The sequence below is a fragment of the uncultured Streptococcus sp. genome, assembly GCF_963516515.1.
In the GTDB taxonomy this organism is placed as follows: domain Bacteria; phylum Bacillota; class Bacilli; order Lactobacillales; family Streptococcaceae; genus Streptococcus.
The window spans coordinates 1-23,513 of the sequence record NZ_CAUQCJ010000029.1; the positions used below are offsets into that span (position 1 = coordinate 1).

The following is a 23,513-nucleotide window of genomic DNA, read 5'->3' on the forward strand; positions in this document are numbered from 1 at the left end:
GGTGCCCACGGAGGACTTACACCTCAGATATACGACATGCCCGTCGTACTACAAAAAAACGACGATTTAAATCGTCGTTTTACTTATATAAATATGCAATCTTTTTTTGAAAATACGTCTATTTATTTTTTATTGTTTTTTATTGTAGAGCAGACCCAAGCGAATGAACATAGGTTGTAAAAAGCAAATGAAAAAATTGCGAGGATAATAGCTCCTGTATCTAAATAACCTCTTTCAAGACCGTTTTTCAACAACAACAAGCCTGTAGTTTCGACAAAGATCAAAAATAAAAATATATATAAAATTTTCACATTAAGCATATTGTTACCGCTTTCTTTTTATTTGGTTTTATTGTATAATAAAAGTTGAAAAAAATCAAAAATAAAAAGGAGTTTCCGTTATGTCTAAGATGTTTAAATGCATGTGTTTGCTAGTTATGTCTATTTTCTGTATGTCTAGCATTTCCCCGTCGCTTGTTGTTTTTGCTGATGATAGCTTATCGGCAAACTCTAAAGTTGTATCTGGTGAGGCTCAGTTTGAGAATGGCTCATCAGTGCGGTTCGGAGATACGCAAGTAAATATTTTAAGTGATGAAGTTCTTGAGGTGGTCAATCCAGATGGAAGTGTAGACACTATTGAACAACGTGCTGATGGTGTCTATGTCAATGGGTCATTCTATATGGCTTATCAAAAGAATGAAATCGACCTAAATATATCTTTTAGATCATACGATCCTAATGTTTGGAATTACGTCAACACAATACATGGGAATAAACTAGCCAACACATTCGCTAACTTCATGATTCAAACTGGAATATCCGCGTTTTTTGCTATTATAGGTTCTATGGTGGGTGGCCCATGGAGTGGCATAATTAGTGGAGCATATATTGGTACGCAAGCTTATGAGAGTTACTTGGAGTCACAAAGCCCATATCCATACTACATAACAAATACTTATATCCATGTTGCTCAAAGAAAATGGAAGTTTATCACTGGATACTATAGAAACTCAGATTATACTGGGTATGAAAAAACCGAAACAACCTACGTGAATTTCTAAAATATAAACCCTGCCTTTATATCTAGGCAGGGTTTATATTTTAGTTAATTGCTCAAGTAATTTGTAAGCATAATACTTGCGAAACTCTATTTGCTCAAGCAGTTCAAAAGCTCTTGTTTTTTATCCTCAAGCTCAGCTCTCCTTTGCTCGATTTCTTCACGTTTTTGGGCGATTTCTGCTTGCGCCTCGGGAGTTTCCAAAGTGCCTTGTGACTTGTGAAATTCTACTAGCATATCAACGATTTTTGGGTCTAATTCGTTGACATAATCAGGATTTGACCATTTCGGCACGTTGCTTGCAGGTGCTTGCTTTTTGCCGCCTTTTTGGGGTCAGTACACATCAACCTTGATATTATGCGTTTTGTAATGAATTAAAAATTCGTTAGTCTTTTCTAAAATTCAGATCTTTCAAACTCTGCACACTGGCATTAATCACCGCGCCGACAATCAAAATCTTAGCGATGAGAATAAACCAGAACATCATGACCACCACGACGACGGAACTGAAAAAACGGACGTCCACTAGGTGATTGACATAATTGTTAACATAGACTGAAAAGATATTAAGTAGTAAGACCAAGGTCAACAAGACAAAGGCACTACCTGGTAATACAGAGCGAATGCGTCGCACCTTAACATTGGGTAGGAAATAATAAAGCATAACCAAGATGGCAAAAATCAAGGCATAGACCAAGGGGCCTGTCAGGTCTTGCAGATAATTAAAGAGAGGACTATCCGATTGCCAGTAGCTTTTGATAAGGTTGAGGAGCATGCGACCAAAAACACTCAAAAATAGAGCCAAGGCAAAGAGAATCTGCAAGCCGAAACTGACAAATAAACTCATGAGCCGATGGGAAATCATCCCACGATTTTTTGCCACTCCATAGGCTTTATTAAAGGCTTTCTGCAGGAAGTTCATGGATTTTGAAAAGGTCCAGAGAGCTGACAAAACTGCAAAACTCAATAAGCCCGTTGAAGGTTGGGTCAGTACTTCTGTAATAATCTTTGCGACCACATCATAAACCGTATCTGGCAAAAATTCATTGACAACCTTTAAAAAATTGGAAACTGGAATCTGAAAATAGGGGAGCATATTGACCACCACCAAAAGCAGGGGGAAAATCGAAATCAACCAATAGTAGGCTACTGCGACACTGGTCAACTCACTATCCGAAGCTTGATAATAATGCAAAAAAGCTTTTACTAAAGGCTTGTCTGTCTGCTCTTTCCACCACTTCTTCATGTCACACTCCTTTATTTACAATCTTATACTCAATGAAAATCAAAGAGCAAACTAGGAAGCTAGCCGCAGGTTGCTCAAAACACTGTTTTGAGGTTGCAGATAGAGCTGACGTGGTTTGAAGAGATTTTCGAAGAGTATTAACTAATTTCTTCTTACCAATTCCACCATATCATAAGGCAGGGTATTGGCAGCTTCCTTCAAGGAATAGTTCTCTAAGTTATTCACATTTTGTCGTAACTTCTTGGCATACTTGGTCGTAATCAATCGTTTCTCTTCATATTCGAAAATCAACTTGCGCTCCAGATAATAGCCTCTCAGCATTTCATCGATATTGTTGGGTTTGACGCGATTGATAACCCGTTCGACAAAGGCACCACTGGTAATAATAGCTGTTTCTCGGAGACGAGAATCCTGCATGAAGCTGATTAAAGAACTCTTATAAACCCCTTTAAGGTTCTCCAGACTTTCGATAATCATCTCTGTATTTTCTAGATAGAGCTCTGCAATTTGGTCATAGTCAAGGGCTCTGAGTTTCTGTGATTCTGCATTTTTCCAACTACGGAAGGTCTTGCCTAAGGTAAAGACCTCATGAAGGAGAAAACGTAACATCCGCAAGGAAACAAGGAAATAATAGGTTAAGCGTGAAGCAAACTTGCGATTGATACCTTGTTCCATGTTTTTCAGATAACGTTGGTAAACTCGATAGGCACGCTCACTCATCTTGCCTTCTCCGTAGGCCTGTTCCAAACCATCACTTTCAATACTGAGGATGAGAAGTTTCAAGGTCTCCCAGTCCTCCTTAGCATTTTTATTTTCTTGACTCAGGATGAGGTTTTCTATTCGTCCATGATAATTGTCAATAGCTGCATAGAGAGGAAGCTTATTCTTATGAGTTTCAAGTTCTTTTTCTAACTCCGAAGTAACCTCATTCAAAATGGCGATATGCATGAGATAATCCTTGCTTTCTTCCTGTTCATCAGAAAGATGAGGCAAGACCAAGAGACCTGTTAAAAAGCTGACAAGCGTCACACCTGCGACGAGGAAAAGCAAGAGAGGATACTCCTGCTCTAGATTACTTGGTATCAGAAGAATCGTAGCAATCGACACCGTTCCCTTAACACCTGAGAAGGTCAAAAGAAGCATGTCCTTCATATACTTATTTAGCTTTTTCTTGAGACGTCTGGTTCTATAGGCATAATAGCCATAGATCATGACAAAACGAATAGCAAAGAGGACAAAGGTAAGGGCTATAAGAGATACCAATAAAAGTAAGGGATTATAGATTGGATTGGTCAAGATAGGTTCTGCTATCATTTCCAGCTCCATCCCTAAAATCACAAAGACAGAACCGTTGAGCATAAAGTTCACTGTATGCCAGACTGTCTCGGTCACCGTATCCACTTGGGCTTCTAGGAGCGTAATTTTCTTAAAACGGCTTGCCTTCAAAATCCCCGCAACTACAACGGCAATAATCCCTGAAACATGGACTTCTTCTGCCAGAAAGAAAGTCACCAGAGGCAAACTCAATTCTAATAAAAGCTCGCTGGCAATATCCGTTGCTCTCACACTTAGCAAGAAGCTATGGAGGAAACGGTTGGTCATGGCTGTTAAAAATCCAATCAAAAAACCGCCTAGGATTGAAAAGATGAGCGAACTACTAGCTTGCCCAAGGGAAAAAGCTCCTGTTGTCCAAGCTGTCAAAGCTACCTGAAAGGCCACCAAACCAGAAGCATCATTCAAGAGTCCTTCACCCTTAAGGATATTGGACACGCGCTTTGGAAAGCTAAAGCGCTCAGAAAGAGAGGCAAAGGCCACTAAGTCCGTAGGCCCAAGGGCTGCCCCAACAGCCAAACAAGCTGTCAAGGGAAGGCTGAACCAAAGAAGATGGGCCAAGCCACCCAAACTCAGGGTCGAGATGAAAATCACTGGAAATATGAGATAAACAATGATTCGCCAGTGTTTTAAAATAGCCGTAATATCCGCTTCTTCCGACTCTCGGAAAAGCAAGGGCCCGATAACCAGGGCCAAAAACAACTCCGTATTGAGGTGAAAGTCGGTATTGGGTAAAAAGAGACCAATCACAATTCCCAAAAGAATTTGCACCAAAGGGAGAGGCAAAAAGGGCAGGAGCTTATTGGTTGTACTTGAGACAATTAAAACCAGTAAAAATAGGATGAGGTAAATCAGTAATTCCACGCACGTCCTCCTTAATCTTTTTTACAACAGGATTCAAATATCTCCTTCTGCTCTTTGATTTTTTGGTCAATCTTGGAACAATCCTTGTGCTCAATTTTTCTCTGGCACCGTTCCATCTCAAGAGCAACTAATTTTTTCTTGATTTTAAGCATTTTTTTGCTCATATGCGCTTGGTCTAACACACCCACCGCTCGTTCGTGGTGGGTTGATTCGACAAAATTCTGGCGCATGGCATCCAGCTTTTCACGTAGGTATTGTTTATCCATGTCTATATCTCTCTAATTTCTCAATCATCACTAAAAATGGTGGGTTGTTGACTTGGTTTAAAGTTCGGTAAATAGCAGCTGTATACTCTTGTTGGTTCAACTGGCTCACAAAATCCAAGACAGCATCCCTCTCGAGGTCGCCTCCTTCATGACCATAGTAAATCATGATAGCAATTCGTCCACCTTTGACAAGTAAGGCACACAGCTTTTCTAAGGCTTCAATCGTTGTCTGAGGTTGGGTAATGACTGACTTATCAGCCGACGGCAGATAACCCAGATTAAAAATCCCTGCCTTGGCTTCTGTCACAAACTGGTCCAGTGTCTCATGACCTTGTAAAATCAACTGGGCATTTGTGTAACCAGCCTGGTTCAAACGCTCTTGCGTCTTTTTCAAGGCTTGCTCCTGAATATCAAAGGCATAGACTTGCTTGGCTAGCTTGGCTAAAAAAAGCGTGTCATGGCCATTTCCCATAGTCGCATCTACTACGATATCATCCTGAGTCACTACCTCAGCCAAAAAATCATGTGCCATCTCAAGTGGTCTTTTCATTTTCAAACTCCTGTTTTACAGCCTTGCATCCTTGAACACTTCCACGACGTCGCATCTCCATCTCAATGCTATTGAGAACTTCCCATTTATTGAGACTCCACATAGGCCCAATCAGCATATCTCTAGGTGCATCTCCCGTGATACGGTGGATGACAATATGCTTGGGAATGATTTCCAGCTGATCACAGATAACCTTGACATATTCGTCCTGACTCATCAGTTGCAAGCGTCCTTCGTGGTAATCCCGTTGCATACGCGTATTGGTCATCAGGTGAAGCAAGTGCAGTTTAATTCCTTGAATATCGTTATCCGTAACACAGCGGCGAACATTTTCAACCATCATCTCATGGCTTTCACCAGGCAAACCATTGATCAGATGGGAAACAATCTCAATCTTGGGATACTTTCTCAAACGATTGACCGTTTCCACATACAATTCATAAGAGTGGGCACGGTTAATCAGGTCAGAGGTTGCTTCATAAGTAGTCTGCAAGCCCAATTCAACCGTCACATGCATGCGCTCCGATAACTCAGCTAAATATTCGATGGTTTCGTCTGGTAAACAGTCTGGTCGCGTTCCGATATTGATTCCTACTACACCTGGCTCGTTGATAGCCTGCTCATAGCGCTCTCGGATGACTTCCACCTTTTCATGGGTGTTGGTAAAATTTTGAAAATAAACCAGATACTTCTGAACATCTGGCCACTTGCGGTGCATAAAGTCAATTTCCTTATAAAATTGCTCACGGATAGGCGCATCTGGTGCTACGATAGCATCTCCAGAACCTGAAACCGTACAAAAAGTACAGCCCCCATGAGCCACAGTCCCATCACGATTGGGACAGTCAAACCCCGCATCAATAGGGACTTTAAAGGTCTTTTCTCCAAATAGTTTTCGATAATAATCATTCAAGGTATTATAAGATTTCATAACTTTCATTATAACAAAAAACACCCACAATCTCAAAAGCCTGACTTTCCTATAAATTCCTCTGTTTCTCGTTTCCTTTAGCCATTTTTTATGATACAATATGGGTATGATTTTAATGAAATTAGCATCTATTTTATTATTGATACTGACCTTAGTCGTCTGCATTATCATAACCAAACTTTTTAGATTAAAAAAACTAGGACGAAACTTTGCGGATTTGGCTTTTCCAGTCTTGGTATTTGAGTACTACCTGATTACAGCTAAAACCTTTACCCATAATTTCCTCCCTAGACTAGGCCTAGCCCTCTCACTCCTAGCCATTGTTCTCGTTTTTTTCTTCCTTTTGAAAAAACGTAGCTTTTACTATCCTAAATTCATCAAATTCTTCTGGCGTGCAGGGTTCTTATTGACCCTTGTCATGTATATTGAGATGATCGTTGAATTGATGGCTCAGAAATAAAAAAATGAAATCAAAAACACCTCAATCAAACTGAAATACCGTGATTGAAGTGTTTTTTCTTTATATTTTTTTTAATAATTCTTATTTTCCTTCTTTATCAGGAAAGAGGTAACCAATCCCTACACAAGCTAGCACACCTGCTCCAATGACCAAGCCACTTGAAATTGGCAAAAGATCCAAAATTGCATTTGCGATGATAAAGGCAATAATGAAACACATCAGACTAGCCTTGTAGTCTTTTTTCAAAAGATTCTCTAGAGTGAAAAAGAGGAACAACCCTACCGGAATCAATGACCAGAGGTTGACATCCAAACTTGACCAGCCTACAGAACCAAAATACAATACTGTCGCTGCTGCTAGTAAAAAGACAATCCCCAATAATTTTTTCATTTCTTTATCTCCAATTTTTTTAGGAACTTGACTTATCTGATAGTGACGCCTCCTGTTCCTTACAAAAATCATTATAACAGAGGTCATTTTCAAGAACAAGTTCTTTTGCCTATCTGGTCTCAATCTTGGTCTAAGTGACTCAATAGTTAAGAAAAAAGAAAAGAAGCCCAATGAGCTTCTTCACTTTGCCTATTGCAACAGTATTTTTATTCTATAGTTCAATACAGTATTTTATGAAATTAGTAGAATCCAAAAAATCTTCCTATCTGTAATAAGAAGATTTTTTGTTATCTAAATAAAGTACATTAATACATTCTAAAAGAGTATAATTATCAATGTAAACTTAAGTATTAAGTATTAAATAGTAATTGTCACAAAATTGTTTCATCACCACACTATCTCATCTCAGTATACAAAGCATTTTTCTATAGCTTTTGTCCTAATCTTGATCTTTTTTCTTCAATCCAAGGAGTGACCCTACTATAAACAATATTCCAGCAATGAATGGTGTAAAACCTTCTCTAACTGTTCCGGTTTTTGGCAATCTATCAGAATTGTTAGTATCCGATTTACTATCAATATTGGTATGTTTATTAGCTATATTCTCTGGTTCATTAAGATAAACTTTCTTCTTATTTTCAAAGTTTTTATCATTTTCATCAGGAACTGTAGCTGCGACCTCCTTAGTTGAATCAGGTTTTTGTGAATGATTTTCTCTTTGTAAATCCTCTTTTCTGTGACTTTCATCTAATTGATTATGCTCTACTTGCACCTTATCTTTCTTTTTGGATACATCAAAAGTAGGTTTAGTTTCCTCCTCCTTTTTCTCCTCTATTTTCTTGAATACAGGTTTTATAAGGGTATCTTTTGATAAATTAATAACATAACCAGCATCTTTTTTCCCTTCGAAATCAGCAATTTCCCAACCATCAAATTGATATCCTTCTTCTAATTCACCCTTATAGACAGGTAAAATGAAATCTTCTTCCGACACTATCGTTGAACTCATTTCTTTTCCATTTTGAATGGTCACAGTTACTGTATGAGGTTTTAGTTCGCTTACCTCTCCCGTATCTTTGTTTAAAATGAATTCTTTTACGGTCGTATTTCTTGCAAAATCTTTTACAAGAATCTTAATATTTAGTGTCTTATCTGCTAGTTGTTTAATATCATCAAATGATTTATATTCTTTTCCATTTACATAAATATGTTTGTCTTGAATCTCACCATCGAATCCATTATTTCTTTTATCATTGATATTAAAGACTACAGATTTTCCCTTAGCATATTCGATACTAGTATTTCCTTTTGGATCAATGTTTACTTCTGGTTTAACATTATCATATAAAAATTGATAGTGTACTCCAATCGCTTTCGCATTCAAATCGCTATAGCCAGTTTGAAGGTAAACATTTCCATCCATATCTGTTACCTTATCTGGAAATCCGTTTGCTTTATAGTCTTTCATCCCCCAGTCCATGATGTCACCGTCTTTAACATTAAGCTTAATGTTAAAATCTCTAGTGTTATCAATGTGTAAATCTCCATAGATTAAATAATTATCTACAACTGATTCATTAACTCTCAACTCCCAGTTGAAACCACCCTTATCAGAAATCTTACCTCTTAAATAGAATTCTGGATTTCGTACATAAATTTTATTAAATTTAGATGGATTAAAGTAGTTCTTGTCCATTGAAAGATTTACTGGTTTTGCATCAATAAATAACGTAGAGCCATCTTCTTTTATAGCTTCTACATTGGACTTATCCTCTCCAGTGTACTCTTTATCATCTTTACCAAATAATACAAGTTTAGACGGATCTGTTACAAGATTTCCATCTTTATCGATTGCTTCCCCTTTATCATTCATTCTAAATGTAAACACTTGATACCTTACAATGTTAAAGCCGTCCAAAGCCGACATTAATACTGATTGAGTACTTCTTCCATCTTCAACATTTCTACTATCAGCATAAATTATTTTTTCTGATAAGACTCTTAGATTAGGATTGGCCTTTTGGATTTTTGCTATATCTTCCTGGCTATAAACTCCATTTCCTTCTAACATATCCGTTTTTCCAGGATTATAGGTAGTCACTTTTAGTGCATAGCCTTTTCTTAGAATGATGTTATCCTTTAATAGATATTGTTGTTTTTCTGAATCAGAATAGATTTTACCAGATTCCATTTCAGTTAAATTATTTGGTTTATTCTTTGAAAGATCTCCTTCTCCTAATTCTATGACATTCCCATAACTTGATGCATAGGGATATTCTGCTTTAGTTTCCTTATTTTTTTCAGGCATTCTAATTTTAGTTTCAGCTTTTGTCTGATTATCATCTTTAACAAAGAATCTCATATCTCCTGCAAAAGCTAATCCATCCACAATATCATTAATATTAGCGTATAAATCAAATGTCATCGTTTTTGAGTGGGAATCATACTTAGTCGTTTTGATTTCTATAGATTTATAGTTATTTCCATAGTATACCTTGGCATTTTTAGAAACATTACTTATCTTTCCAAGAATTTCAAAGTGTCCATCTTTAGACGGACTTAAAACACCATAAATTTTTGATTTGATTTCGTCAAGTTTTTCAGTTTCATATTGTAAGGCACTACCATCGTCATAAGCAATAATATTTCCCTTATCATCGTATTTATAATCGTATTCCTCTATTCTCTTACCAGTTTCACTTGTAAAGTCATCAGCTTCTCTAAATTTCTTTTTTATGAGTTTCTTCAAGTCTTTGCTTTCAAAGTCTCTAATTGTTGAAATGGCTTTATTGATAGTCAAGCTAGATTTTTCTTCGACAGACTCTTCATTTTCTCGATGATGTTCTACCTCAGTTGTATCTTTTTCAAGACTATCATCTTTGACGTTTTCTAAATTTTTAAATTTAGATTCTGCAATCTCGCCAAGCTTTTGGTAGTTAGATGAATCTTGATCAGGATCTACTAGATAATAGGAAATCATCCCCTTTTCATCAGCATGATCAGCAAATTTAATTCTATGAATCTTTGTGAAATTGCTAGAGCCATCTAATGCAATGACTTCAATGATTTTTCCTCTTAAATCTCCTGCACCATTAATTTCATAAATGGTATTTCCGTCTTTGTCAAGTTTTCTGTTTCTTCCTTGACCCTCACCTGCATAAGTTACTTCAAGATTTTTCTCAACCTCTCCATCTTCATTAACCAGAGCGGCGCCAGCATACCAAACTTCGTTGGCAATCTCATCAAATTTTTCAGGATGTTCTTTCTGATCTCTCGCAAATAAAGTTTCATTCTTGTATTGCTCTTTTACCTTATGATAAGTATCCTTTGTAATCAACTTAATTTTTTCAGGATTTGAAAAATCAACCGAAACAATCTTAGGGGCTGTGTTATCAATTTTTACAGGAATATAGGAAACCTGCCATGGGTAATCTTTAGTTAATCTATATTTAAATTTATAGAAATATTGACCTTCTGCAATCGGTTCAAATTGACCTCTTATCTTAGTAGCAGGATCTTGGTTATCCTTACTCTCTGGTGCATTTTCTTCTCTACCTCTAGGGTTATAGATGAGTCCATCCCATTTCAAGTCGCCCCAAACTTTTAGCTTAGAAGATTTGATTCCCTTTGCATCATTTCTTTTAGAGTTTAAAATTCCTTTAACAAAGTGTTCTCTCGAAATGACTTTTAAGTCTATTTGATTTTCTCCCTCTTTATTTGTATTTACTATTGAAATCATTCCTTCTTCTGCACTTCTTAATACAAGTGGAGAAGGTGTTAATCCTCTTTCAAGTTGAGCATCTTGAGGATTTCCATTTGAATCTAAAGGATAAATTTTAGCAATATTAGAACCACTTGATGATGGTGCGTTGATCCCTTCGTTATTGAAAGCAAATAATTCTGGATTTTGATCTAGGGATGTTGTATTTTTATCTTTTCTATTTTGTATAACTCCTGCTGGATTAAATTTATCTATACCATGTTCTCCACCAATCCCCTTATTTAAGGTTCCTGGAATTTTTGGTTTACCATCATCATCATAACCTTCCATTGTTTTTGATTTTGAACCTTCTTCCCAGGCCCATTTATCAAGGATTGGTTCGTGGTTCCAATTCCCAGCAAATCCCATTAGAGGCATCGATAAAGAAGGTTGGAAGTTTATTTTCTTCCCGTTGGAGTTTAGAGCTTCCATTTCTTCCACTGACTCAAAATGAATAAATGATTCTACAAATTTATTTTTATTTTTAGCCTCTCCAACGTTTATAACCGCATTTAAATCAAAGCTAGAATTTGGGCTTATAGTGAAAGTATCATGCTCAAATGTGATATTTGCTCCTTTGATTTTTTCTGGGTGAATTTCTGGAACAATTTGCTTCCCATCTGGAGATTTTTCGTCTTTATATGTTTCATCCAGTTTTAGTCTGTCAGTTAGAGCATCTGTAGTTATAGCAGATGCTGAAACTTTAAAGGTCAAAGGTCTGTTTGATGTATTGTGAAGCTTAATTGTAAAATATTTTTCTTCTCCTTTTATTTCTTTAAGAGAAATAGAACCATAAGAGTTTACCAAACCTTTAGAATCCGTGTTTTTGAAAGTCGCTAAGACTTCGTTTCTCAAAGCATTGGCAACATTAATTAGCCCTGCTCCTTGTTGTCTAGGTGATGCAAAGTATTGACTCTTTTCTTTCCAAGAAGTCGCATCCATCATAGGGCGTGCAGTATTTTGCAGGGCTATTTTTGTAAGACTTGTAAGATCTATTTTGTCATCTCCCTTAAGATTTTTCAATACAGGTCTTTCAAGCATTTCCTTTAACTTTGGTCTAATCAAAACAGTAGAAGCTGCCACGATTGGAGTTGCCATACTAGTCCCTGACATATAACCATAAGTTGATTTCCCATTAATGACATTGAGAGTGGATTTAATGTTTTTACCAGGTGCTGAAACATCAGGTTTTAAAAGTAAATCTGTTCTCGGTCCCCAAGATGTGGATCCTGCTGGAACTATGATATCTTCTTTATACAGTTCTTTGTCTGTGTCAGGTGCAAACTTAAAGTCAATTTCTTTTTCATCACCTACATTCGGTTTATTAGAATTATAGCTTGCCATATCAATTGGATAGTATTGCTCCAATTTATCTTTAAAATCTTCCTTATTATTTCTTTTGACTTTAGTTTTTTTATCAGGGTTAATCATGTTCCATAACTTTACACCATCATCTCCTGAAATTGAGAAAACTTGACTAGTAGTTCCTTCATCCTCCTCATATCCCATAGCTGGGAGCTCTGTCCAATTATCTCTATTGTAGTAATTTACAGTATTTACAACCATAATGGCGCGTGCGCCCTTATCCGTTGCTCGTTTAAAAGCATTTTTTAAATCCTTTGTATAAATTCTATCCATTACTGCAATTTTGCCCTTAAGATCCAAACCTATCAAATCTTGGTCTTGCCCCTTGCCTATATATACAAATTTTAATTTACTAGGAGCTTTTGATCCATCTTCATTTGTTATAATTTTATTTTTATCGAAAAAGGCCCCTATATTTCTGTATTTAAAACTTTCTCCTCCAATCTTAACTTTGTCAAACTCAACTGTTTGATTTTTAGCAGATGCGACCGCTATCGCATCTTCATGTGCTGCAGTTCGTGTTACATTTCCAGTGTCGGTCATTTTCAGATTATTATTTGCTACTAAATCCCAAGAAGAACTTGAAGCAGAAGTCGCATAGTTACCTGTAGCTACGACCATTGGAATGCCTGCTTTTCTTAACGCTCTAATAGCTTGCCAATATTTTTCACCTACAAGACCTGTTCCTGTAAAGCCAGATGATACCGAAACAACATCGACATTGTGTTTGATCGAATCTTCAATAGCATGAAACATTGTTTCATCCCCTGCGAAGCCAGATCCTGCGTCAGAGTACATTTTATAAGAGAAGATCTGTGCATTAGGAGCAATTCCATCTATTCCGTTAAAGTTTTTGATATCTTTTTCAGTATCATTTCCCGCAAGAATCCCAGCAATATGCATCCCATGTGGATCAAAATAATCACTTCCATCATCAGCTTTTTCTACAGTAACTTTACCACCATTATAATAATTGAAAGCATGAGGAATTTTATCACTCAACCAGAAATTTTTATCAGTACCTTTTAAGTCTTCTTTTTTAAATCTCATTGAGTCTTTGGCATCATCATCGATTCTCATAGCCTTATGCCTATAATCTGTCCCCGTATCGATATTGGAAATGACCATACCTCTACCATCAAAGTTTTTCCCAAATGGAGCATTGATAGATTTTAGGTAATCAATTGCCTCTTCAACTCCAATTTCTTTTCTGGCATGATTCATCATAGGTTGGACTTTTTGTGACCTTTCAACCGATGAAATACCTTCTATTAGTTTAATTTTGTCCAGAGTATCTGGAGTTGTTTCTATTGCAACACCATTAAAAACCGTATCATAAGTATATAAAACGTTTGTATCCTTAAGATTAGATAATTCCTTAATTGCTTTTTCTCCAGATTCTTTATCTTTAAATTCAGCAATATAGACAAGTCTATCTTCTTTTTGGGGATTTTCTGTGTCTTTACTTGCAGATAAGTCTGCATTATCTCCTTTGTATTGATTAGAATCTTCTTTTTTGATTGTTGCTTTTTCATTGTTAGTTTTATTGTCTATCACAGATTCTTTACTAACAACTTCTTTTTCCTCAATAACTGTTGTTTTCTTCTCTTCAGTATCCTTTGAAGTTTCTATAGCATTATGAATGTCTTCATGTTTTTCTTTGTTTTCTTTTTGTTTACCTACTACTTTTTCTTTATCAGAGATAGTTACAGCATCTTCAGAGCTAGATGTGTCTGCTAAAACTACCTCATTAGGGACATATGCTGCTAAAATAACTGCAGCTGTGGTTAGTGACAATACTGTACTTTTTTTCATTTTAATTCCTTACATATTTATTTAACTTCCGATAGATAGAAAACTTTAACTTTGCTAGCCTTTGTTATAAAAAGTTTTACTAAGTATTATCTAGGAAATAGAGTAGTACATTTATATATAATTGTTAGCTCTCTGAAAAATAGTATATCAATTAAAAAAATTTAAGTCAAGAAAAATTAAGACGTGTTAATTTTATTTTTAATGTGTATTAAAAACGATATAAAAATTTCGTACTTAACTGAGATACATTATCAGCACATTCACACCATCAAAAATAGTAGCAATCAAGTTGAAACACTATCAGAACCACAAAGACAGACATAATTGATGCAATAACAATACTATTAAACAAAGTAAATAACCGATAAGAACTAGGCTTAACGGCTATTTTCTACATATCTAATTTTGCAAATCTTCAGTCATATATTCACCTGTGACCTAGGCTTTACGAGTGCCTTGCTCTAGCAACTAATACTCAATGAAAATCAAAGAACAAACTAGGAAGCTAGCCGCAGGTTGCTAAAAGCACTGCTTTTAGGTTGTAGATAGAACTGACGAAATCAGTAACATATATAAGGCAAGGCGAAGCTGACGTGGTTTGAAGAGATTTTCGAAGAGTATAAGCTAAATCGGCGATTACACTTACAGTATAGCGCTCTGAGAATAGGTGTCAAGAAATTTTCATCTCTATTAAAAAAAGCCTGTCCTGAGACAAGGCTTTGATATTCTATTATTTACGAACCTGCACTTTCGTAGGCAGCCAATCCCCTATCCCAGAGTTTTAGGGAGATACCAAAGAAAAGAAGGGAAATCAACATCAAACCTCCTATGTTAAAGCAGACATCCTTGTCCTGCAAGAAATAGCTGGCAGGATAGTAGGCCGTAAAGGCAAAAGGCACGATAAAGCTAATCAACCAACGAAGAGATGAATTGTAAATGGAAATGGGATACTTGGCAAAATCATTAAACATATAGAAAATGTAAATCATGGCGCCTGACTGCTTGGTCCAAAAAGCGATGCTAGCTGTCGCGATTTTTAAGGAAGTATAAATCAAGGTCGCAAAAGGAATACAAACTAGAAAAATCAGGAATTTTGGAAGAGTCCAAGCAATGCTGGTCACTGTTGTTCCCAGTAAAATACCACCGACCAAGAGTTCACCCAAGGCATCAATCTGAAAAGTTTCGACTAGAATGTGAAAGAGAGGATTGATAGGACGTGTCAGATACTTGTCAAACTCCCCTTTTCGCACCAAACGCTGTCCCAGAGCCCAGAGATTATCAAAAAAGAGATGGTCCAGCCCCTTAGGAATCAAAGAAAAACCATAGATAAAAGCAATTTCTTGAAAAGTCCAACCTTCTAGGGATGGGATATGTTGAAAAATGACATTGAGAAACAAGAGGTTCAAGCCTTGGGTTAGAAAAACTCCCAGCACACCAACCACAAAATCCACCTTGTATTCCATGATTTGTTTGATGTATTGTCTGATAAAAATCAGATGCATGCGTTGATATTTTTTCATACTAACCTCCTTGAATGGTGATAAAGGACTGGACTCGTTTCCAAATCAACTGAGACAAGCCCACCATCACTAAGAGCCAGAAGAATTGCAAAGCGAGCGCCTGAAGAATCTGATTAGCATCGTATTTCCCAACAATGATCATAACCGGAGTATAAATCAAGGATGAAAAAGGCAGGAAGGACAGAATGTCTGAAACAACCTTTGGAAAGAAAGCCAAGGGAATCAAACTTCCAGACATAAAGGCCACTATGGAAGTCTTGAGTAGATTGGAACCCCATAGATTTTTAAACACAAAGGCAGAAAATCCAAAACAGATATTAAAGAAAAAGTTAATCAGATAGGCCAGCGTTAAGCTAAAAAGATAAAGGACAGTTAATCCCAGCACTTCTACAATCCCTTGCCCAGATAAGATTTTCATCAACACAATGACACTTAAAAATGGAAGGCCAACAGAGATAAAAATCAACCACTTGGAGCCAAGCTCTGTAAAAAGGTAAGATGCCGCAAAATGCACTGGTCGCAACAAGCGCATGATGATGGAACCATCCTTGACCTCCTCCCCAATCATAAAGGACGAATCTGATCTAGTCAGAAGATTTGTCACAAAACTCATGATGATGTAGAGGGTGATATTTGCCATACTAAAGCCCTGAATCAAAGACTCTTGCGAAGAATCAAAGACAGCCTTCCAGAGATAAAAGGCCACAAAAGCACCCATAACATCTCCGATCCGATAGAGAATAAAGTTGACTCGATAGGTAATCAATTCCTGAACACCTGCATTGATAAAGGGTTTATAACGTCTCCACAATTTGATCATCTTAGAGCTCCTTTCGATAGAAGCGGCGGATAATGTCCTCGATATCTGTATCCACCATCTTCAAATCGCGAATTTCAAAATCAGACAGGGTTTGCTTGATAATGTCAGCTGACTGGTAGCGGGAACTATCGAATTCAATGTTGAGGCTATTTCCTTGTCTATCAATGCTCATATCAGACAGGCCTTCATAGTGAGAAAGGAGATGACTTTGACCCGGTACTAGTTCAAAGGAAAGAGTCTTCATCTTGCCAAAGGTCTCCTTGAGCTGGCTCACCGTTCCATCAAAAATCTCCTGCCCCTTGTCAATCATGAAAATCCGATCACAAAGTTGCTCAATATCACTCAGATCATGAGTGGTCAAGAGAATGGTTGTTTCTTCCTCCTGATTGATCTGAGTAATAGCTCGACGAATATTGTCCTTTACCGAAACGTCCAAACCAATGGTCGGCTCATCTAAAAAGAGAACCTTGGGATTGTGGAGCAAGGAAGCTGCAATGTCCGCCCGCATGCGCTGTCCCAATGAAAGAGTCCGCACGGGATCCTTGATAAAGTCCTTCAAATCCAAGACTTCATTCAAAAAGTCCATACGCTTATGAAAGAGCGAGTCTGGTACATCATAAATCTCCTTCAAGACCGTATAGGTCTCTTGTAGCGCCAAATCCCACCATAGCTGGGTGCGTTGTCCGAAAACGACACCAATATCTTTGACATAATCTTGACGATTGTCCTGGGGAATCTTGCCGTTAATCCGACAAAAACCAGATGTCGGTTTTAAAATCCCTGTCAGCATTTTGATGGTGGTTGACTTCCCAGCACCATTTGCCCCGATAAAACCTAAAATCTGGCCTTTTGGTACTTCAAATGTTAAATCCTTGACGGCTTCAAAAGTCTGCTTTTCAGGATGAATAAAAGAACGCAAAGCCCCCTTCAATCCCGGTTCCTTAACAGTCTTCACAAAATTTTTCTGAAGATGTTCCACTTCTATCATTGCCATATCTATCTCCCTATCGCAAGGAATAGCAACATTGTATTTTTGACTACAAATATTCTAAATCCTTACTTTCTACACCTTCTACATTTTATTGCTACAGAAGGCTTTATACCAACCTATTATAGTCCAATAAAAACTAGAATGCAAGCGTTTGCCTATGGATTATGGAATTAGAGATTTCATTCTTAAAATAATACTTTTGAATCAAAAATTCTGGTTTAATCATTTCCTTGAAACACACAAAAAAACACACAATGAGTAGTCTGGTGGCTAAGAAAAAGAATTTTTTTAATCAAAAAGATTCACGATTCCACTGTTATTCCTTTAGCATTTAATTATTATCATCATCCTAAATAGATTTCTAACCCCTCAATTACTCTTTAAAAAATCTTCAATCTGAGAAACTATTTCATTACTTTGATAATGGTAGAGATCATGAGGCACATCAACATACACAACTTGAACATTAGGCTGGTCACTTGCAAATTCCTCTGAAACATGCTGCCATTCTGATTGGCTAAAGCTAGTACCATCACCATTAGAAACCATTAGTAAGACTGGAATTTTCGGATTAATGTTTGAGGGAACTTTCTTGGCATTTTCCTTTACTAAACGAGATTCATTTAGCATAGCTTGTGACATCAACTGCTTATAAGCTAGAAGTTTATATTGTTTTCGTTCATTTTCAGTAAGAGTTGAATTTTTTATATAGAAGGACTCAGGGAAGTAGCGTAATAAACCAATCTTGCTGCTCCAAAATGCCACAGTGATTAAGGCCTGATTTTGCTTTAAATTCTCATAACTAGCTGGCAGTGCCCAATCTAACCCAACCAAGGTTTTCACTTCATCAGGATATTTTTCCTGCCAAGCTAAACTCTCAAGACTAGCCATGGAATGAGACAAAATGATAAAAGGACCTTTGACATTTTCTTGTGAAAGAGCTTGACGCGTCTCAGACAAAACCTCCATCACATCTCTTGAATGATTGCTATCATCACTATAACCATATCCTGATCGCTCCACGATGACTACCTTATACCGTTTCGAAAAGGATTCCGATACTTCTTTAAAGTCCAATATAGGAGAAGCAATACCAGCACCTGAGAGAACTACTATAGTCTCAGGACCATTCCCTTCAACGTAAACATTTATTTGATGTCCATCGACGAGAACTTGTTGTCCCATAGGTGTCAGTGAGGCTTGTTCCTTTTCCAAACTGATACGGTGAAAGATGAATGTAGCTGCTAGAAACAAAAGAATGAAACTAAGAAAGCCAAGACTACATTGTTTTAGTTTTTTCATAGCATTATTGTACAAAAAATAAGTCCTTTAAGCAACTTAAGATTGGTTCTTCTACAATATATTCACTATATATTCAGACATAAAAAACCCACCCAATGGGCAGGTTTCATCTATACTGTTCAGCTAGATTATGCTTTACCTTCTGAACCGAATACGTCGATACGTTCTTCAACTGATGCTTGGATAGCTTTTACACCGTCAGCCAAGAATTTACGTGGGTCGAAGAGTTTTTTCTTGTCGTATTCTGCTTCGTTTGCTTCGTAGTCACGAGCAAATTTACGAGTTGCGTTAGCGAATGCGATTTGGCATTCAGTGTTAACGTTAACTTTCGCAACACCAAGTTTGATAGCTGCTTGGATTTGCTCATCAGGAATACCTGATCCACCGTGCAATACGATTGGGAATCCAGGAAGAGCTTCTGTCAATTTTTGCAAGTGATCAAGGTCAAGACCTTCCCAGTTTGCTGGGTAAGGACCATGGATGTTACCGATACCAGCTGCCAAGAAGTCGATACCAGTTGCAACCATTGCTTTAGCGTCTTCGATTGGAGCCAATTCACCTTTACCGATGATTCCGTCTTCTTCACCACCGATAGTACCAACTTCAGCTTCTACTGAGATACCTTTAGCGTGTGCTTTTTCAACAACTTCTTTAGCCAATTTAAGGTTTTCTTCAACTGGAAGGTGTGAACCGTCAAACATGATTGAAGTGTAACCAACTTCGATACACTCAAGTGCATCTTCGTAGTGACCGTGGTCAAGGTGGATAGCTACTGGTACAGTGATACCCATTGATTCAACAAGGTTAGCGATCAAGTTGCGAGCAACTTTGTAACCACCCATGTATTTAGCAGCACCCATTGAAGTTTGGATCAAAACTGGAGCTTTTTTAGCTTCTGCTGCACGCAAGATAGCTTGAGTCCACTCAAGGTTGTTTGTGTTAAATCCACCAACTGCATAACCGTTGTCACGAGCTGCTTGGACAAATTTTTCTGCTGAAACGATTGCCATTTTATCAGGCCTCCTGTATATTTTTATGGGACATCCCATTTACATCGTTCATTTTATCACTTTTTGACAAAAAAATCTAGTTTTTCCCGCAGTTTCGATTGAATTTCTTCTAGCTTCATCTATGTAAACCCTTTCTATCCCTAGTCTTGGGCGACTTTTGGAAAAGCTATGAAGAAGGTCAAACGATTCTCCTTCATCTCAAAACGATAGGGTAATTTTTCATGTTCTAATAGACTCTTAACCACAAAGAGCCCCATCCCATACCCCTTGGCCTTGCGACTAGCATTGTCAGAAAAAGACTGGGCTAGTTTTTCTTTTTCTTCTGGACTGCAGCTATTTTCGATAAAAAGTTCCCCTTCTCTTTCTCCAATTCGAACCAAGCCACCTGGAACAGAGTGCTTAATGGCATTGCTAATGAGGTTAGAAAGAATTAATTTCATGACAGATGGATTTAGATAGACCTGCTGACGGCTTAAGCTATTGTCTATCTGGAGTTCTCTTTCCTTGGCTAATAAGGCATAATCCTTAACCAGACTTTGCGTCATCTGGTGTAAGTCAATTTGTTCCCTATCATCTCGCAACTCCTGCACAGACGAGAGAGAAAGTATCTGGAGAATGTGGTGATTGAGCTCATCCACAATTCCTAAGGCTACTCCCAGATAGCGGTCTCTATCCTTATAACGACCAACATTTTCTTTCATGTTTTCGATCAGGATTTTCAAACTAGCCAGCGGTGTTTTCAATTCATGGGAAGCCCCTCGTAGGAATTCGACCTTCATCTTTTCCAGCTGAAGAATGGCTTCATTCTTGTCATGCAAGTCCGCAATGACAGTCAAGAGATGATGGTAAAGGCTATTGATTTGTTCCTTGAGATCACCAATCTCATCCTTGGAATCCACGCGCAATCGCACTTGGGAATCCAGTTCCATCATCCGACGGGTTACTCGCTTGATTTCCAAAATCGGAGCAACAATGGTCCGAGCATAGATGTAGGCCACTAAGAGGGAAATCAGAAAGGATGCCAACAATGTATAGGGAAGAAACTGGAGACTGATTTGCTCTGCTTCCTTTTGCAGGTCCATGGATGCTAGAAACTGGAGAGTCATGGTGCCACCATCTTGCGTTTTCACCTCGCGCTCCTCGATAAAAAGAGAAGTTGTCTGACGTTCCGTATCCAAAGGAAGGCTGTCCTTGACTTCTAACTTGTCCTCTGTCATCTCGCCCTTAACGGCCCCCTTGATATCACTAGTCTGGGAATATAGGTCTAACACTTGCTCGATGCTCTGCCTATCCTTCCCTTCTAGGGACTGGGCAATGGCTGTCGCTTTCTGACCAATGGTTTCCTGACGATGGCTCAGATAAGTCGAGGGAAAGAGAAAATAAATGGCTAAATGAAGACATACGACCAGAACACTAAAAATCGAGAAGGTATAGATAAATATTTTTGTAAATAAGCCTGTTCGTTTCATTTTCGCTCCAATTTATAACCAACATTGCGCACAGTAAGGATACAATCCAAATCCAGCTTTTTCCGCAATTCCTTGATATAGACATCAATGACACGGTCAAAGGGAACCTCATCTGTCGCTTTCCAGACGGCATCGATTATCTGAGATCGAGTCAAGGCTCGTCCTTCATTTTTCACCAAATAGTCCAAAATTTCCAACTCTTTAGCATTGATAGCCACTTCTTTACCTGCTAGGCTTGCACTGTAGCTTTCAAAGTCCACCTTGGCATCCTTATAGGAGAAGACTCGTCCCGTATCATAATAGCGCTTGAAAATCGCGTCTACCCTCACTTTTAAGAGGGATAGGGAGAAAGGTTTTTCCAGATAGCCATCTGCCAGAGAGGCAAAGGCACTCATCTTGTATTCTTCATCCTGAAAGGCTGTTAACATCAAGACAGGAACCTGACTGGTTTTACGAATCTCAGCTAGAACTTCCAGACCATTGAGCTTGGGCATCTGGATATCCAGTAAAACTAAGGCTACTTCATAGCTGGAAAATTTTTCTAAGGCTTCCTGACCATCCGCCGCCTCAATGGTTTCATAACTACAATCCGTCAAATAATCACTGACACCCTCACGGATCATCTCTTCATCTTCTACAATTAAAATTTTCATACTTTAACTGCTCTCTATTTTTTATTTTTCTTATACTCAATGAAAATCAAAAAGCAAACTAGGAAGCTAGCCGCAAGCTGTACTTGAGTACGGTAAGGCGACGCTGACGTGGTTTGAATTTGATTTTCGAAGAGTATTAGAATAAATACCTACTCTATTTTCTATTATAGCCTCTTACTGACCTTTTGTCTCTAAGAAACCGACCACTAGATAAAACAAAGAGAGCCTATCGCTCTCTCTGCAAACATTTCACTCTCTATGAACTGAAAATTATTTAGTTGATTTTGAAAATGTTACAACGTAATTATAATCTTTCCCATTAGCTTGATATACATAGTCCTCTTTGAAAGTATAGCCACGTTTGCTCAACTCTTCTTTCTTAGCTTCAACTTGGTTCTTAACTGCTACTTTCACCTGTTCATTTGATAAACCTTCCGCAATTTCAAGAGAAGTTCCATTGATATCTCCTAGGAAACCTGCAATATCCTTCATTTGATCAAAGTTATAAAATACATTTACTTTGACCTTTTGAGGAGCTGGCTGTTCTAGACTTCTACGATTTCTGCTAGCCCGTGGTTGAACTGCTGGAGCCATTCTGAAACCTGAAGTTCCTGTAGCCTCCTTAGTGAATGTGACAACGTAGTTATAATTTTTCACAGTAGTATCTTGTTCAAAAATAATGTCATTTTTCACATAATACCCTCTAGCAGCTAGGTCTTTTATCTTGGCTTGAATTTTTTCTTTTACTAATTCTTTTGCCTGTGCTTCACTCGTTCCAGCAGGAATTGTAACAGTGTTATCTTCTCCTGGGTCAGATAGGAAACCATGAATATCTGGCATTCCAGCGAAGTTATAACTAATATTTACGGTTCCATCTGGTTCTGATGTTGAACGTGCTACTCTTCTTGCTCTTGCTTGAACTGATGGAGCATTTCTAAAACTTGAAGTCCCTTCTGAAGTTGAAGAAGGTTGTGTTGGAGATGCTGTTGAAGTTGATCTTTCTTCAGTAGCAGGCTGTGTTGGGCTGGTTGCCGTAGCTTCACCTGAACCATGACCTATTACCGTACTTCCATTGTCAATAGTAGTTCCTTCATTACGGCCATTTGTTAAATTATCTTTATTATAGTTTGGTGCTGGTAATTCTTCACCTGGAACATCAATTTCATCAATTTTTGTTTGATACTCGTCCGCAGCAGCTACAGCAGCATCGTAATCTTTAGCATTATTTATTGTCGCTAATGCTTCTTCTTTTAATCCATTTAATTTTTCTTTTAATTTTGTTTTTTCTGCTTCATCTTTAACTTTTTCTATTTCACTAAGTTTTGAAGATGCAATTCCTTCAATAATATCTTGTCCATCTTTTTTCGCTCCCTCAAGTTTTTCATCTTTAGGTGCTACTTCTTCAGATGAATTTTCTGCCTTCGGTGTTGTTGCCGCCGGTTCTTCCGTTTTTGGTTCAGTTCCTGCTGGCTCTTCCGCCTTCGGTGTTGTTGCCGATGGTTCTTCAACTTTTGGCGCCGGTGTCGCTGGTTCCTCTGCCTTCGGTGTTGTTGCCGCCAGTTCTTCTGTTTTTGGTTCAGTCGTTGCTGGTTCGTCCGCCTTCGGTGTTGTGCCGGCTGGTTCGTCCGTTTTTGGTTCAGTCGTTGCTGGTTCGTCCGCCTTCGGTGTTGTTGCCGCCAGTTCTTCTGTTTTTGGTTCAGTCGTTGCTGGTTC

At 37.9% G+C, this 23,513-nt stretch carries 19 protein-coding genes and 1 pseudogene; 3 read left to right on the forward strand and 17 right to left on the reverse strand.

The window, feature by feature from the left end:
• Positions 1-180, forward strand: a 180-nt coding sequence (locus RYL77_RS06575) for a hypothetical protein (protein ID WP_315010694.1), incomplete at its 5' end; no start/stop codon positions are given.
• Here RYL77_RS06575 and RYL77_RS08990 read toward each other — a convergent pair.
• The gene (locus RYL77_RS08990; protein ID WP_399553790.1) at positions 123-320 is read right to left on the reverse strand and encodes a hypothetical protein; all 198 of its coding nucleotides are present in this window, start codon (positions 318-320) and stop codon (positions 123-125) included. The two genes, RYL77_RS06575 and RYL77_RS08990, sit on opposite strands and share 58 nt — an antisense overlap.
• A gap of 131 nt (positions 321-451) precedes the next feature.
• Between RYL77_RS08990 and RYL77_RS06580 the strand changes: the two genes are divergently transcribed.
• Complete coding sequence (locus RYL77_RS06580) at positions 452-1,060, forward strand: hypothetical protein (RefSeq protein WP_315010709.1); 609 nt, start codon at positions 452-454, stop codon at positions 1,058-1,060.
• 86 nt (positions 1,061-1,146) lie between these two features.
• Here RYL77_RS06580 and RYL77_RS06585 read toward each other — a convergent pair whose 3' ends face one another.
• From RYL77_RS06585 to RYL77_RS06610, 6 genes are all read right to left on the reverse strand, one after another.
• On the reverse strand, positions 1,147-1,350 hold the full coding sequence (locus RYL77_RS06585) for a hypothetical protein (RefSeq protein WP_315010695.1): 204 nt from the start codon (positions 1,348-1,350) through the stop codon (positions 1,147-1,149).
• A gap of 91 nt (positions 1,351-1,441) precedes the next feature.
• Complete coding sequence (locus RYL77_RS06590; RefSeq protein ID WP_315010696.1) at positions 1,442-2,302, reverse strand: YihY/virulence factor BrkB family protein; 861 nt, start codon at positions 2,300-2,302, stop codon at positions 1,442-1,444.
• A 141-nt stretch (positions 2,303-2,443) separates the two neighbouring features.
• The gene (locus RYL77_RS06595; RefSeq protein ID WP_315010697.1) at positions 2,444-4,498 is read right to left on the reverse strand and encodes a sodium:proton antiporter; all 2,055 of its coding nucleotides are present in this window, start codon (positions 4,496-4,498) and stop codon (positions 2,444-2,446) included.
• Positions 4,499-4,509: 11 nt separating this feature from the next.
• Positions 4,510-4,764, reverse strand: coding sequence for a hypothetical protein (locus RYL77_RS06600; protein WP_000361085.1), 255 nt, complete (start codon positions 4,762-4,764; stop codon positions 4,510-4,512).
• Positions 4,757-5,314, reverse strand: coding sequence for a class I SAM-dependent methyltransferase (locus RYL77_RS06605; protein WP_315010698.1), 558 nt, complete (start codon positions 5,312-5,314; stop codon positions 4,757-4,759). Before RYL77_RS06605 ends, RYL77_RS06600 begins: the two co-directional genes overlap by 8 nt.
• The gene (locus RYL77_RS06610; protein ID WP_315010699.1) at positions 5,298-6,254 is read right to left on the reverse strand and encodes a TIGR01212 family radical SAM protein; all 957 of its coding nucleotides are present in this window, start codon (positions 6,252-6,254) and stop codon (positions 5,298-5,300) included. Before RYL77_RS06610 ends, RYL77_RS06605 begins: the two co-directional genes overlap by 17 nt.
• Positions 6,255-6,345: 91 nt before the next feature.
• Between RYL77_RS06610 and RYL77_RS06615 the strand changes: the two genes are divergently transcribed.
• On the forward strand, positions 6,346-6,705 hold the full coding sequence (locus RYL77_RS06615; RefSeq protein ID WP_315010700.1) for a DUF3397 domain-containing protein: 360 nt from the start codon (positions 6,346-6,348) through the stop codon (positions 6,703-6,705).
• Between the two features lie 81 nt (positions 6,706-6,786).
• Here the strand turns inward: RYL77_RS06615 and RYL77_RS06620 are convergent, their stop codons facing one another.
• The 10 genes and pseudogenes from RYL77_RS06620 to RYL77_RS06665 all read right to left on the reverse strand — a co-directional run.
• The gene (locus RYL77_RS06620) at positions 6,787-7,095 is read right to left on the reverse strand and encodes a hypothetical protein (RefSeq protein ID WP_315010701.1); all 309 of its coding nucleotides are present in this window, start codon (positions 7,093-7,095) and stop codon (positions 6,787-6,789) included.
• A gap of 439 nt (positions 7,096-7,534) precedes the next feature.
• Positions 7,535-14,035 (reverse strand): S8 family serine peptidase, encoded by a 6,501-nt coding sequence (locus RYL77_RS06625; RefSeq protein ID WP_315010702.1) that lies wholly within the window; start codon positions 14,033-14,035, stop codon positions 7,535-7,537.
• 734 nt (positions 14,036-14,769) lie between these two features.
• The gene (locus RYL77_RS06630) at positions 14,770-15,555 is read right to left on the reverse strand and encodes an ABC transporter permease (RefSeq protein ID WP_315010703.1); all 786 of its coding nucleotides are present in this window, start codon (positions 15,553-15,555) and stop codon (positions 14,770-14,772) included.
• 1 nt (position 15,556) lies between these two features.
• Positions 15,557-16,375: an ABC-2 family transporter protein gene (locus RYL77_RS06635; protein WP_315010704.1), complete on the reverse strand. Its 819-nt coding sequence runs from the start codon at positions 16,373-16,375 to the stop codon at positions 15,557-15,559.
• Between the two features lies 1 nt (position 16,376).
• Positions 16,377-17,369, reverse strand: a complete 993-nt coding sequence (locus RYL77_RS06640) for an ATP-binding cassette domain-containing protein (RefSeq protein ID WP_315010705.1) — start codon at positions 17,367-17,369, stop codon at positions 16,377-16,379.
• A 366-nt stretch (positions 17,370-17,735) separates the two neighbouring features.
• Entirely contained in the window at positions 17,736-18,668 is a 933-nt protein-coding gene (locus RYL77_RS06645; RefSeq protein WP_315010706.1) for an alpha/beta hydrolase, read from the reverse strand.
• A gap of 128 nt (positions 18,669-18,796) precedes the next feature.
• Complete coding sequence (locus RYL77_RS06650) at positions 18,797-19,678, reverse strand: class II fructose-bisphosphate aldolase (RefSeq protein WP_001018999.1); 882 nt, start codon at positions 19,676-19,678, stop codon at positions 18,797-18,799.
• A gap of 140 nt (positions 19,679-19,818) precedes the next feature.
• Positions 19,819-21,147, reverse strand: a complete 1,329-nt coding sequence (gene vncS, locus RYL77_RS06655; protein ID WP_315010707.1) for a sensor histidine kinase VncS — start codon at positions 21,145-21,147, stop codon at positions 19,819-19,821.
• Positions 21,144-21,800, reverse strand: a complete 657-nt coding sequence (gene vncR / locus RYL77_RS06660) for a response regulator transcription factor VncR (RefSeq protein ID WP_315010708.1) — start codon at positions 21,798-21,800, stop codon at positions 21,144-21,146. The genes vncS and vncR overlap by 4 nt, the downstream gene beginning before the upstream one ends.
• 270 nt (positions 21,801-22,070) lie before the next feature.
• A pseudogene (locus RYL77_RS06665) lies at positions 22,071-23,513 on the reverse strand (hypothetical protein); the annotation flags it as partial.